A 13,445-nucleotide genomic window follows, 5' to 3' on the forward strand; every position below is an offset into this window, starting at 1 on the left:
CAAACTCACGGCACGCCCAGGGTATTCCCGGCCCGGATGCCCCATGCGTGACACCATGATGAGACACCCATCAGAGGGGCATTCGCATGGAAAACGTCACCATCGTCGGCACAGAAGCAGGAGTCCTCGTACTCGCGACCGAGTCGGGCGAGCGGTTCGCGCTGCCCATCGACGACATGCTGCAGCGCGAGATCCGTCGCGCCACCCGTCAGAGTGAGCCGACGGCACAGAAGCTCGCCGCGAGTCCGCGTGATATCCAGGCGCAGATCCGAGCCGGTCTCACGGCTCCGGAGGTTGCCGAGCTCCTGGGTATCAGCGTCGACGACGTCGCCCGTTTCGAAGGCCCCGTCCTGGCCGAACGCGAGCACGTCATCGGCCAGGCCCTCGCCGTTCCCGTTCTCATCGGCAGCGAGGTCGAGCCCGACGCGCAGCCCACCTTCGGAGTTGCCGTCCGCGCCAAGCTCGCGGAGGTCGAAGCGACCTCGGAGCGTTGGGCGAGCTGGAAGGAGGACTCGGGCTGGACCATCAAGCTCGAGTTCACCGCCAACGACGTCGAACACGACGCCCGCTGGAGCTTCGATCCCCGCCGCAGCGCCCTCTCGCCGCTCAATGCGGACGCCACGCAGCTGTCCCGCCAGGGCTCGCTGCCCGAGGGACTCATCCCCCGCCTGCGGGCCGTGGACGCAGAACGGATCACCTCTCCGTACAAGGACGAGAGCCGCTTCGACTCCGGCGCATTCGGCCCCCGTCTGCTCCCTGCTCCCGACGCCGAGATCGAGGATCCCTCCCTTCCCGAGCGTTCCGACGCGGCCGCACAGGACGCGGCGATCAAACGCGCACCGGCATCACAGACGACGAGCCCCGAGACCGCAGACCTTCTCGAAGCTCTCCGCCGTCGTCGCGGCCAGCGCGAGACCGCGCCGCTGCTGGATGAGCCCACGGACGCAGATCGGGCCGATCAGAGCCCGATCTCACTCTTCGAGGTCCTGGAGCAGCCGGACGACGAGCCGCAGTCTCCGCAGCCCGCGCCTCAGACGACCAACTCGGATTCCGGCGAATCCACAGGTCGGAGACGTCGTCGCAACGCCATGCCCTCTTGGGACGAGATCGTCTTCGGCGCACGAACGGACGAGTGAGACCGGCCTGAGAGTGCTCGCCGGGAAGTCGTGCCGGAGAGCATACCGGGCGATCGTCGTCAGCGAGCGAAAGCGCCGAGCCTGACGACGGGGACCTGCCGCTCCTCCGGTGTGAGTGCACCGTGCTGGCCGACCATTCCGCGACCGCGCTGGTCCGCAGCCGTGCCGTCATAGACCGCCCACGACCCACGCGCGATCGCGAGCACGTCACCGATCCGAGGCGAGGCTGCCTCGGAGACCGTGGGTCCGAAGAGGCCCGCACGCACGGCCTCCTCGCGGGTGACGACATCGGCGACCCCCTCGAGATCCGCACGCCAGCGCGATACCAGCGAGACGCCATCCGCATCGGGCTCCAGATAGGCGTGCAGCATCCGCGGTTCACCACCCACGTGTCGGACGCCTTCGAGGTGGTCCGCTTCGAGCACGATCTGTCGGTTCGGCGCCACATCGACCATCCCATGATCCGACGTGACCACGACCCCGACGCCCGGGGGCACCCGTGCGGAAAGAGCGGCATCGACGTCCTCGAGCGCCGCGACCCATTCGGACGAGGCGATGCCGTACTTGTGGCCGGCCTTGTCGACCTCTGGAAGGTAGCAGTAGACGAGCGAGCCCGGATGGGACTGAGCGAGCGCATAGGCGGCTTCGATACGCGACGCCGCTGTGGTGGCTGCGACGAACTCGGCACCTCGGAGAGTGGCTTTGGTGAAGCCGCTGTGCGCGTATCCGGCGAACCCCACGGCGAAACTCTCGTGGCCGACACCACCGGCGCGCTCGAAGATCGTGGGAGCCGCCTGCCACGTATACGGGTCGATCCCGTCGGTCTCCCAGCCGCTGAGCTGGTTGACGAGCACGTCGCGGATCGGATCGAGCACTCGGTAGCCGACGAGGCCGTGCTCCCCCGGCCAGACACCGGTGACGATGCTGGTCAGCGCCGCCGCGGTGGTGGAGGGGAAGACCGACTGCGCGACGTCCTTCTTCGCCATCCCCGCCGTCAACGCACGTGCGTGACCGGCGTGTGCCCGCAGACTGATCGCTCCGAGCCCGTCGATCACGACGAGCACGACCGAGTCTGCGCGCGGCAACAGCGCCGATTCGCCGCGGAGGGCGGCGAGCAGGTCGTCCGCCACCCCGACGACACTCCGGGCACTCGGCGACGCGGACGGTAGCATGAAAGACATCCGAGCCAGTCTGACACAGGCTCCCGTATGCCCTCAGGAAGTCCATGCCGAAAACCCCGCCGCCCGAGCCTGTCGAGGAGCGCATCCAGGACATCGACCTCTCCACCGAGATGCAGGGCTCGTTCCTCGAGTACGCATACTCGGTGATCTACTCGCGCGCGCTCCCCGATGCGCGCGATGGTCTGAAGCCGGTGCAACGCCGCATCCTGTACCAGATGGCCGAGATGGGCCTTCGCCCCGACCGCGGTCATGTCAAGAGCGCCCGCGTGGTCGGCGAGGTCATGGGAAAGCTCCACCCCCACGGCGACTCCGCGATCTACGACGCGCTGGTGCGCCTCGCGCAGGAGTGGGCGCTGCGCGTCCCTCTGGTCGACGGACACGGCAACTTCGGCTCCCTCGACGACGGTCCGGCCGCGGCTCGATACACGGAGGCACGGCTCGCCGCCGCCGCCCTCGCGCTCACCGAGAACCTCGACGAGGACGTCGTCGATTTCATCCCGAACTACGACGGCCAGTTCCAACAGCCGGCTGTCCTGCCCGCTGCTTTCCCGAACCTCCTGGTCAACGGAGCGAGCGGCATCGCGGTCGGCATGGCAACCAACATGGCGCCGCACAACCTGATCGAGGTCGTCGCGGCCGCCACGCATCTCCTGGAGAACCCGGACGCGACCACCGAGGACCTGATGGAGTTCGTTCCCGGTCCGGACTTCCCGTCGGGCGGGATCCTGATGGGACTGGACGGGGTCAAAGACGCCTACACGAACGGACGCGGCGCGCTCAAGGTCCGAGGGAAGACCTCGATCGAGCCCCTCGGCCCTCGACGCACCGGCATCATCGTGTCGGAGCTGCCGTACATGGTCGGCCCCGAGCGTCTGCTGGAGAAGATCCGCGACGCCGTGCAGTCGAAGAAGCTGCAGGGCATCAGCGACGTCACCGACCTGACCGACCGCAACCACGGACTCCGCGTCGCGATCGGCATCAAGACGGGCTTCGACCCGAACGCCGTCCTCGAGCAGCTCTACCGTCTGACGCCGCTGGAAGACTCGTTCAGCATCAACAACGTCGCTCTGGTCGAAGGCCAGCCGCGCACGCTCGGGCTCAAGGAGATGCTGAGCGTCTACGTGGGCCACCGCCTCGAGGTCATCACCCGGCGCAGCCGCTACCGCCTGAAGCGGCGCGAGGAGCGTCTGCACCTCGTCGAGGGGCTGCTCATCGCGATCCTCGACATCGACGAGGTCATCCAGGTCATCCGCTCATCCGACGACTCGGAGCAGGCCCGCACCCGCCTGCGCTCGGTCTTCGATCTGAGCGAGCTGCAGGCGGAGTACATCCTCGAGCTGCGTCTGCGCCGTCTGACGAAGTTCTCCCGCATCGAGCTCGAGACCGAACGAGACGCGTTGCTGGCCGAGATCGCCGCCCTCCGCGAGCTGCTGGGGAGCCCTGTGCTGCTGCGCGCCGCGGTCGCGAAGGAACTCGATGCCGCGGCCGACGCGTACGGCACGCCCCGGCGCACGCTGCTCATGAACGCCGCACCGCCCAAGCCCCGCGCCACCAAGGGCGCGGTCGACCTGCAGATCGCCGACGCCCCCACGGTGCTCATCCTCTCGACCACCGGGCGCACGGTCCGAGTCGACCTCGGCGAAGGGCAGGAGCTCACTTCCCCGGCACGTCGTAGCAAGCACGACGCGATCCTGACCACGGTCGAGACCACGGTCAGGGCCGAGCTCGGAGCGCTCACGAACCTCGGACGCGTCGTCCGCTTCTCCCCCGTCGACCTGCCTTCCGTGCCTGCCACCTCGGTTCAGCTCGCTGCCGGCACGCCGTTGCGCGACTACCTCGGGATCACGACGAAGGGCGAGCGGGTTCTCGGTTTCGTGCGGTTCGACAGCGATACGCCGATCGCCATCGGCACCGCCCAGGGTACGGTCAAGCGCATCGTCCCGTCAGCGCTTCCCGTGCGGCCCGACCTCGAGGTCATCGGCCTGAAGCAGGGCGACACGGTGGTGGGCGCGGCCGAGGCGCCGGACGACGCCGAACTGGTGTTCGTCACGACCGACGCGCAACTGCTGCACTTCTCGGCCTCCGCCGTGCGCCCGCAGGGAGCGCCGGCCGGCGGCATGGCCGGCGTCAAGCTCAGCTCCGGGGCATCGGTCCTCTTCTTCGGTGTCGTCGATCCCGCCACCGAGTCGGTCGTCGCCACCGTCTCCGGAGGCGACAGCGCACTTCCCGGCACGGAGCCGGGGCGCGCGAAGGTCTCGTCGTTCACCGAGTACCCGGCCAAGGGTCGCGCCACGGGCGGCGTGCGCGCGCACGCATTCCTGAAGGGTGAGGATCGCCTCACGGTCGCGTGGGTCGGGCCCCAGCCACCGCTGGCGGTCGATCCGACCGGTGCCGTGCGCAAGCTTCCCGAGACCGGCGCACGTCGCGATGCCTCCGGACAGCCCGTAGAAGGCGTGATCGGCAGCATCGGCCGCACCCTGGTCTGAGTGCTCCGCAGGCGGGGTGACCGCCTGCAGCGAAGAAGCCGGCATGGGATGACCCGTGCCGGCTTCTTCCGTGTCTCCGGGGCTCAGGCGTCGATCGACTCGCGCGACAGCCGGTCGGAGGAGTCGATGATGAACTCGCGGCGCGGGGCGACCTCGTTGCCCATCAGGAGCTCGAACACGCGGCCCGCGGCCTCCGCATCCTCCATGCGCACGCGACGCAGCAGCCGTCCTGAACGGTCCATCGTGGTGTTCGCCAGCTGTTCTGCGTCCATCTCACCCAAGCCCTTGTACCGCTGGATCGGCTCGTGCCAGCGCTTGCCCGCCTTGCGGAGCTTCGCCAGCAGCGTGTGCATCTCCTGCTCGCTGTAGGTGTAGATCGTCTCGTTCGGCTTCGAGCCGGGGTTCATCACGATGATCCTGTGCAGCGGCGGGACGGCGGCGAACACGCGGCCGTGCTCGATCAGCGGCCGCATGTAGCGGAAGAACAGGGTGAGCAGGAGGGTGCGGATGTGGGCGCCGTCGACATCGGCATCGCTCATCAGGATGATCTTGCCGTAGCGAGCCGCATCGATGTCGAAGGTCCGGCCGGAGCCTGCACCGATCACCTGGATGATCGACGCGCACTCCGCATTCGACAACATGTCGCCGACCGACGCCTTCTGCACGTTGAGGATCTTTCCCCGAATCGGCAGCAGCGCCTGGAACTCGCTGTTGCGCGCGTTCTTGGCGGTGCCGAGCGCCGAGTCTCCCTCGACGATGAAGAGCTCGCTGCGTTCGACATCGTTCGTGCGGCAGTCGACGAGCTTCGTCGGAAGGGTCGACGACTCCAGTGCGTTCTTGCGGCGCTGCGTCTCCTTGTGCGCACGTGCCGACACGCGCGCCTTCATCTCCGAGACGATCTTGTCGAGCAGCTGCGACGCCTGGTTCTTGTCGTCGCGCTTGGTCGAGCTGAATCGCTGGGCCAGGTCCTTGCGGATCACCTGGGCGACGATCTGCCGGACGGCCGGAGTGCCGAGGATCTCCTTCGTCTGCCCCTCGAACTGCGGCTCGGGCACGTTCACCGTGAGCACCGCTGTGAGGCCCGCGAGGACGTCGTCCTTCTCGAGCTTGTCGTTGCCGACCTTGAGACGACGCGCGTTTTGCTCGACCTGGGTACGGAGAACCTTGAGGAGTTCTTGCTCGAAGCCCTGCTGATGGGTTCCGCCCTTGGGCGTCGCGATGATGTTGACGAACGACCGCACGCGCGTGTCATAACCGGTGCCCCACCGCAGCGCGATGTCAACGGCGCACACGCGCTCCACCTCGGTGGCGACCATGTGCCCGTCGGCCTGCAGAACGGGAACGGTCTCCTTGAACGTCCCCTCCCCCTGGATGCGCCAGTTGTCGGTCACCGGCGGATCGACCGCGAGGTAGTCGACGAACTCCGAGATCCCGCCCTCATAGAGGTAGGACGTCACCGTCCCGGTGGCATCCGCATCCTCGGAGCCGAGCTCGGGAGCATCCGGACGATTCGTCCGCTTGTCGGCGACCTCGATCTCGAGGCCCGGGACGAGGAACGCCGTCTGTCGGGCGCGGGTCTCGAGCTCGGAGAGCTGGAAGGCCGCGTCCTTGGTGAAGATCTGCCGATCGGCCCAGTAGCGAACCCGCGTACCGGTCACGCCGCGGGGCGCCTTGCCGATGACGCGGAGCTCGCTCTTCTCCTGGAAGGGAGTGAACGGCGCGTCGGGACGCTTCTCTCCGGAGTCTGCGAAGACCCCCGGTTCGCCACGATGGAACGACATGGCGTAGGTCTTGCCGCCGCGATCGACCTCGACGTCCAGGCGCTCGGAGAGCGCGTTCACCACGGAGGCGCCGACACCATGCAGACCGCCGGATGCCGCGTACGACCCGCCGCCGAACTTCCCACCGGCGTGCAGTTTGGTGTAGACCACCTCGACGCCGGTCAGACCGGTGCGCGGTTCGACGTCCACCGGGATGCCGCGGCCACGGTCGTGGACCTCGACACTGCCGTCGGCATGCAGGATGATGTCGATCTTCGTGCCGTTGCCGGCCACCGCCTCGTCGACGGAGTTGTCGATGATCTCCCAGAGGCAGTGCATGAGTCCGGGCGACCCGTTCGACCCGATGTACATCCCTGGGCGCTTGCGGACGGCCTCGAGGCCTTCAAGCACCTGGAGATGATGGGCGGAGTACTCGGCATTCACAATCTCCGAGTCTAATCTCGCGAGTCGTTCCGGCTCCGCAGACACTCCCCGCGGAGGGCCACTCGACGGGGGTCGCGTACGCGCTGAGCGAAACACGCCGCAAACCGGGCATGCGCACAGGTGGGGCGTGGTTGTATTGACCAAATCCCCCAGCGAAGCCGACACCCGAGGAGGCACCGAGATGAACGCAACGACCGAACGTGACACCTCCACCGTCGAGTTCCGCCTGACCGCCATGGATCGCTGTGATTCATGCGGCGCTCAGGCGTACATCGCCGCTGAGGTCAACGGATCCGAGCTCCTGTTCTGCGCCCACCACGGCCGCAAGTACGAAGAGAAGCTCCGCAGCATCGCGACCAGCTGGCACGACGAGACCGCCCGCCTCGTCGAGACGGTCTGATCGCATCCTGACGCACGTCGACTGGTCCCGGTCAGTCGACTGCGGTCAGCGCACACGAATCAATCGGCGACGACTCTCCGCACACGTGATGTGAGCCGGGTGAGGATCTCTTCTCCCACGGTATCGATACGCTCAGCGAGAGTCGTCGCCGACGTCTCTCCGTGCGTCCCGGCGCCGAAGACCACGACCTGATCCCCCGCTCTCGCTCCTGCCCAGCCTTCGACAGTCGACGTCGTATGTCCCACCGACGTGAGGGTGCGCGTTCCGGCAGATGTGCCGACGCGACTTCCGGCCAGTGTCGAAGGGAATCCGTCGAAACTGCCGATGCCGATGGTCACGTCGTCCCGCTGGACGCTGATGACGGGCGCGACGAGGCTCGCAGCCGGGAGGATGCCTTCCAGTTCCGGTCCGTCTGCGGATCGGATGCCATAACAGAAGGCTCCGATGCGCGAGACCGTTCCGCGCAGTTCGGGGCGCCACCAGGACGCCGCCGACGCGGTCAGGTGAAGCGCGGCAGGGGTCGTCCCCGAATCCGCCACGGTACGGACCGCTTCGAGGAACACCGATTGTGCGACGTCGTCGTCCGCGTCGCTCGCCTCGGCGATATGGCTCCACACCCCCTCGAACTCCAGGAGTCCTGCGCGCTCGGCGTCGCGCGCGACAGCGACGGCCGCAGCCCAGTCGTCGGGCAGGATGCCATTGCGATGAAGGCCGGTGTCGATCTTCAGGTGCACGCGCGCGGGCGTGCCGAGCGCCTCTGCGCGCGTGATGATCCGCCGAAGGTAGTCGCTCGTGCCGACGCCGAGGTCGAGCCTCTGCATGAGGGCGTCGTCGATCTCGGCGTCCGTCGACGTCACCCACGCGAAGATCCTGGCGTCGCCGCCGGCGATCCTGCGCACGGTCAACCCGGTACGGATGTCATAGCTGCCGAACCACGTGACGCCCGCGTCGGCCGCGGACTCGACGGCCCACGAGAGTCCGTGGCCGTACGCGTCGTCCTTGAGCACGAGCATCAACGTCGACGGCGCCACTCGGGCGCGTACCGCGTCGATGTTCGCCCGGAACGTGCTGCTGCTCAGGCGCAGCTCCGGACGGCTCAAGCCTCCCACCCCCGCACGGCATGTGCGCCGGCGACGGTGACGAGTTCCGCCGGGCTCATTCCGGTGACGGCGGCCCAGTGCGCGATGGCGGATCCCGCCTGACCCTCGCCGCCGAAGTACGTGACCTCCGCGCCCGCCTCGGCATCCGCGCCTTGGAGGTCGACGACGCAGACGTCCATGGCGACACGGCCGACGATGGGGCGAGCTGCGCCGTCGATCTCGACCTCGGCATGGTTTCCGAGCGCGCGCACGATGCCTTGGGCGTACCCACCGGTCACCAGCGCCACCGTGGTCTCACGCGAGGCGCGGTAGGTGTAACCGTAGGAGACGGCGTCTCCCGGCCGGAGCCCCTTGGTGGAGAGGACGCGACCCGTCAGCCGCATCACCGGTCGCGTCCTCGTGCGTCCGGTCGCATCAGGAAGACCGTAGAGGAGCGTCGCGTCGATGTCCGGCTCACCCGTCGTGGCGCCGTCGATTCCCTCGAGCTGCAACGCCTCCACCTCTCCGCGGGCGTCGACGAGCACTCGCTCGGCTCCTGCGGCCGTCACGAGCTGCGCGACGGCGAGAACACCATGACCCCAGGCGTCACGCCGTAGATCGGCGACTCGGCCGCCTGCCGACACGGCAGCAAAGGCGCCCGCGGCCAGGGCCGAACGGGAGATCATCGCACGCGGCAGGGCGCTGGAAGTCGTCTCACACACGTCTTCCACCCTAGCTTCCGGCTCTCAGGTCGGCCGTCCCGGCCCCCGTAGACTGGTGGGGACCCCGACCCTGGAGCCTCATGTCTCGTCTTTCCCTCGCGCCCCGCATCCGCTATCTGATGGGACGTGCCCGCCGCATCGACGTCGGATCGGTGGTGGAACGCGCCAAGGAGGCATCCGCTCAGCATCACAAGGCCGTCCCCGCCATCGTCGTGGACATGCTCTGGTCGGCCGCGCGCCACAACGTCGGGTTCCAGGACTACATCGACTACGACTTCGCGATGCTGACGAAGGCCGAGCGCGACACCTACATGACGCATCCCGTCTCGAACCAGCTCTCGCAGCGGTATGACCACCCTGACTACCGCTGGATCTTCCAGGACAAGGTCGAGTTCGACAAGCAGTTCTCCGACCACCTGCACCGCGAATGGATGGTCGTCGACCAGGGCAACGCCGACGCGGTGCGCGAGTTCACACAGCGACTCGGCACGATCGTCACGAAGGAACCTGTGGGACAGGCCGGAACCGGAGTGCATCGCTATCACGCCGCCGACATCACCGACTGGAACGAGTTCCACCAGGGGCTCCTCGCTCGAGGCGAGCTGCTGATCGAAGAGGTGATCCGCCAGCACGACGCGCTTGCGGCCGTGTGCCCCGGCACGGTGAACACCACCCGCATCACGGCGTTCTTCGATGGTGAGAAGGCGCACATCCTCGCCATGGCCCAGAAGTTCGGTCGCGGTGCGGTGAGCGATCAGATGACCTTCGGCGGCTTCTACACGATGCTCGACGAGAACGGTCATGCCGTCGGTGCCGGGTACGACTCGCACGGGCACGTGCACGAGACGCACCCGGACTCGGGTTTCCGCATCGCCGACTTCCAGCTGCCCTACATGGACGAGGTGCGCGCGTTCATCGACGAGGTCGCCCGCGTCGTGCCCCAGGTGCAGTACGTCGGTTGGGACATCGTCGTCTCCCCGGACGGTCCCGTCCTCGTCGAGGGCAACTGGGGCGCCGGAGTCTACGAGAACAAGCCCAGCGTCACCGGTATCCGCACGGGCCACAAACCTCGGTACCGCGAAGTCATCGGTTTCTGAGACAGAGATGACGAAGGCCCCGGATGCCGAGCATCCGGGGCCTTCGTCGTCGTTCTGAGCGGATCAGATGCCAGAGCTCAGACTGCGCGGACGATGCCGAGCGGTGTGGACTCGAGCCCCTGTCCGAGCGGGTTGTCCCCGAGGATCTTGACCAGACGACGCTCGCCGTCCTTGTCGAGCGTCGACCCGAGGATGTTGCCGCCGAGGTCGTTGATATCGACCACTGCCACCTCTGCCTGGCCACCGATCAGTGCCTTCAGCCGCGCGGCCACGCCGTCGGGATCCTTCGGTCCGAGCACGACAGCCTCGTTGTACGGAGGGATGGTGTGCTTGGTGGGACCGTCGATGGCCCGCGCCTTGTCACCCGCGATGCGGTAGAAGTCACCACGACGACCGAACGCCTTGGTGACCGCTGCCACGGCCGACGCGAACAGGATCCGCGGAGTGCCGCACTCCCGCAGCGCCATCTCCATCGTCTCCGGCATGCCGAGCCCGATGCCGTACGGCGTGCGGGTGACGTACTTGGAGAGGAACAGGGCGAGCTTGCGCGGCTTGATCTCGTCGAGACGGTACGACCGCCCCTGGGTGATCGCCACGATCTTCTCGGTCACGAACAGCAGGTCGCCCGGCTGCACGGCGTCCTTGGCGTACTCCGTGATGATCGCATCGAGGTCGTCCTCGGGCATGACCACACGGGTACGCAGCGGGATACGCGCATAGCTCTTGCCGTCGACGCTCGCCTCGAGCGCCTTGCCGTCGTTCGCCTGGCTCATTCGAGGTAGTCCCGCAGGGACTGCGAACGGCTCGGGTGCCGGAGCTTCGCCATGGTCTTCGACTCGATCTGACGGATGCGCTCACGCGTCACGCCGAAGGTGTCGCCGATCTGGTCGAGAGTCTTCGGCTGACCGTCGCCCAGGCCGAAGCGCATCCGGATCACGCCGGCTTCGCGCTCGGAGAGCGAGTCGAGCAGCTGCTCCAGCTGACGCTGCAGCATGGTGAAGCCCACCGCGTCGGCCGGAACCACGGCCTCGGTGTCCTCGATCAGGTCGCCGAACTCGCTGTCGCCGTCTTCACCCAGCGGCGTGTGCAGCGAGATCGGCTCGCGGCCGTACTTCTGCACCTCGACGACCTTCTCGGGCGTCATGTCGAGCTCACGGCTGAGCTCTTCCGGCGTGGGTTCGCGGCCGAGATCCTGCAGCATCTGACGCTGCACTCGCGCGAGCTTGTTGATGACCTCGACCATGTGCACCGGGATGCGGATCGTGCGGGCCTGGTCGGCCATCGCACGGGTGATCGCCTGGCGGATCCACCACGTGGCGTACGTCGAGAACTTGAAGCCCTTGGTGTAGTCGAACTTCTCGACCGCGCGGATGAGGCCGAGGTTGCCCTCCTGGATCAGGTCCAGGAACTGCATGCCGCGGCCCGTGTAGCGCTTGGCGAGCGAGACGACGAGTCGGAGGTTCGCGCCGAGCAGGTGGCTCTTGGCACGCTGTCCGTCGCGGGCGACCCACTGCAGGTCGAGTCCGAGCTGGCTCGTCTTCTCGGCCGCGGTCATCGCCGACAACTTCTCCTCGGCGAACAGACCCGCCTCGATGCGCATAGCGAGCTCGACCTCTTCGGCCGCGTTCAGGAGCGCGACCTTTCCGATCTGCTTCAGGTAGTCCTTGACAGGGTCGGCAGTCGCACCGGTTATCTGCGTCGAGTAGACGGGAACGTCTTCATCGTCGTTCGACGAGATGACGATCGCGCCGGTCGGCAGCGGCTCGGTGAACTTCGGCTTCGCGTCCTCGTCCTCGTCGTCCTCGACCGCAGCAGCGGCGGGGGCCTCGTCTTCTTCGACGACGTCCTCGGACTTCTTCTTCTTGACGGGGGCGCGCTTCGCGGCAGCACGCTTCGCCGCGCTCAGGGGCGCGGGCTTCTCGGGCGCATCGGCCTCGACCGGAGCGTCGGCGGTCGTCTCTTCGGCAGCCTTCTTCGTCCGGGTGTTCTTCGTCGTGGCAGGAGTCACGTTTCGCCTTTCACGGAGCTGCTGTGTAGCCCCGGGACATTTCGGACACTAGTAAGACCCTTGTCAAGTCCAGCGCTCGAAAACACTGATTGACAACGGGTCAGAGTCCTAGTATCGCACACGTGTGGCGATGCGGATGCATTACGACGAAGTTCTCGCGGATCCGTGTCAGTTGCGACCGGGCTTGTCCTCGTCGCCCGACGGACGCGACGCCAGGTAGCGCTCCAGTTCCGCAGCGAGCTCGTCGGCGCTGGGAAGGTCCCGCTCACTGAACCCGCCCTCGTCGTACGAATCGTCATCGGGATTGCGTCCCGCCATGTACGCGTCATATCGGCGCTCGAGGTTGTGCACCATCTGCTGCAGCTCATCGTTCCCGGCGACCTGCTCGTCGACGCGCGCCAGGTAGTCCTCGCGGCGCTCCTGAACGGCGTCCAGCATCAGCACCAGACCGGTCGAGGCCATCAGCCTCTCTGCCGCGGCGATCACCGCTTCTGGATTCTCGGTCTCGGCGAGGTAGTGCGGCACGAGGAGCACGAATCCGACGGCGGGGTCGCCGCGCTCGACGAACCGGAACTCGAGGAGGTGACCGGCGGTCGCCGGCACCTGGGTGCGCGGACGCCAGACGGAGTGCGCGACCGTGAGCTCACGGCGATTCCCGCTCACGGTTGTACCGATCGGACGTGTGTGCGGAACAGGCATGGCGATCGAATGCACCCAGTGCAGTCCCGACACCTCGAACTCCGCCGCCAGGGCGAGGACGGTGCTCGCGAAGCGGTTCCACGCGAAGTCGGGCTCGTACCCGGCGAGGAGCAGGAAGGGACGACCGAGCGCGTCCGTCGCAAGCGACAGCTCGAGACGCGGCGGCCGGAATTCGGTGAGATGGTCCTGGTCGAAGGCGATCACCGGTCGACGGGCGCGATAGTCCAGCAGCGCATCGTTGTCGAACACCACGACGGTTTCCGGCGACGCGGTCTCCCTCAGGTGGTCGATCAGGCCGGACACCGCGCTGCCCGCGTCGGTGAAACCGGTGAGAAGGAGCACCAGGGGCAGGCCGTGCGGCACTGTCGGCGCATTCGCGACGCGTTCGTGGATCTCACCGGAGAAGGGCATGTGTCCATGCTACGAGCAGGGC

11 protein-coding genes are annotated in these 13,445 nt (G+C 67.4%); 4 read left to right on the forward strand and 7 right to left on the reverse strand.

The window, feature by feature from the left end; all coding sequences use genetic code 11:
• Window positions 1-86 precede the first annotated feature (86 nt).
• Entirely contained in the window at window positions 87-1,136 is a 1,050-nt protein-coding gene (sepH, locus tag L687_RS35995) for a septation protein SepH (RefSeq protein ID WP_021200685.1), read from the forward strand.
• 59 nt (window positions 1,137-1,195) lie between these two features.
• Here sepH and L687_RS36000 read toward each other — a convergent pair whose 3' ends face one another.
• Entirely contained in the window at window positions 1,196-2,317 is a 1,122-nt protein-coding gene (locus L687_RS36000; protein ID WP_031207684.1) for an alkaline phosphatase family protein, read from the reverse strand.
• A gap of 44 nt (window positions 2,318-2,361) precedes the next feature.
• On the opposite strand from L687_RS36000, the gene L687_RS36005 reads away from it, so the two are divergent.
• Window positions 2,362-4,803 (forward strand): DNA gyrase/topoisomerase IV subunit A, encoded by a 2,442-nt coding sequence (locus L687_RS36005; protein WP_021200687.1) that lies wholly within the window; start codon window positions 2,362-2,364, stop codon window positions 4,801-4,803.
• 83 nt (window positions 4,804-4,886) lie between these two features.
• Here the strand turns inward: L687_RS36005 and L687_RS36010 are convergent, their stop codons facing one another.
• Window positions 4,887-7,007, reverse strand: a complete 2,121-nt coding sequence (locus L687_RS36010) for a DNA gyrase/topoisomerase IV subunit B (protein WP_021200688.1) — start codon at window positions 7,005-7,007, stop codon at window positions 4,887-4,889.
• A gap of 181 nt (window positions 7,008-7,188) precedes the next feature.
• On the opposite strand from L687_RS36010, the gene L687_RS36015 reads away from it, so the two are divergent.
• On the forward strand, window positions 7,189-7,407 hold the full coding sequence (locus L687_RS36015) for a DUF7455 domain-containing protein (RefSeq protein WP_021200689.1): 219 nt from the start codon (window positions 7,189-7,191) through the stop codon (window positions 7,405-7,407).
• Window positions 7,408-7,466: 59 nt separating this feature from the next.
• On the opposite strand, the gene L687_RS36020 is transcribed toward L687_RS36015, so the two are convergent.
• Together L687_RS36020 and L687_RS36025 are read right to left on the reverse strand one after the other, a co-directional pair.
• Window positions 7,467-8,507: an alanine racemase gene (locus tag L687_RS36020; protein ID WP_021200690.1), complete on the reverse strand. Its 1,041-nt coding sequence runs from the start codon at window positions 8,505-8,507 to the stop codon at window positions 7,467-7,469.
• Window positions 8,504-9,208 carry an alanine racemase gene (locus tag L687_RS36025; protein ID WP_235045240.1) on the reverse strand — a complete coding sequence of 235 codons (705 nt, stop codon included), beginning with the start codon at window positions 9,206-9,208 and terminating at the stop codon, window positions 8,504-8,506. The genes L687_RS36020 and L687_RS36025 overlap by 4 nt, the downstream gene beginning before the upstream one ends.
• Window positions 9,209-9,288: 80 nt before the next feature.
• Here L687_RS36025 and L687_RS36030 point away from each other — a divergent pair, with 80 nt between their 5' ends.
• On the forward strand, window positions 9,289-10,305 hold the full coding sequence (locus L687_RS36030; protein ID WP_021200692.1) for a sugar-transfer associated ATP-grasp domain-containing protein: 1,017 nt from the start codon (window positions 9,289-9,291) through the stop codon (window positions 10,303-10,305).
• Between the two features lie 77 nt (window positions 10,306-10,382).
• Here the strand turns inward: L687_RS36030 and L687_RS36035 are convergent, their stop codons facing one another.
• The 3 genes from L687_RS36035 to L687_RS36045 form a co-directional block, all read right to left on the reverse strand.
• Window positions 10,383-11,078, reverse strand: coding sequence for a coenzyme F420-0:L-glutamate ligase (locus L687_RS36035; protein WP_021200693.1), 696 nt, complete (start codon window positions 11,076-11,078; stop codon window positions 10,383-10,385).
• Window positions 11,075-12,313 carry an RNA polymerase sigma factor gene (locus L687_RS36040; protein ID WP_017830477.1) on the reverse strand — a complete coding sequence of 413 codons (1,239 nt, stop codon included), beginning with the start codon at window positions 12,311-12,313 and terminating at the stop codon, window positions 11,075-11,077. Before L687_RS36040 ends, L687_RS36035 begins: the two co-directional genes overlap by 4 nt.
• Window positions 12,314-12,481: 168 nt before the next feature.
• Window positions 12,482-13,423 (reverse strand): proteasome assembly chaperone family protein, encoded by a 942-nt coding sequence (locus tag L687_RS36045; RefSeq protein WP_021200694.1) that lies wholly within the window; start codon window positions 13,421-13,423, stop codon window positions 12,482-12,484.
• Between the last annotated feature and the right edge of the window lie 22 nt (window positions 13,424-13,445).

Origin of the sequence: Microbacterium maritypicum MF109, from assembly GCF_000455825.1 — a bacterium.
Lineage (GTDB): Bacteria > Actinomycetota > Actinomycetes > Actinomycetales > Microbacteriaceae > Microbacterium > Microbacterium maritypicum_A.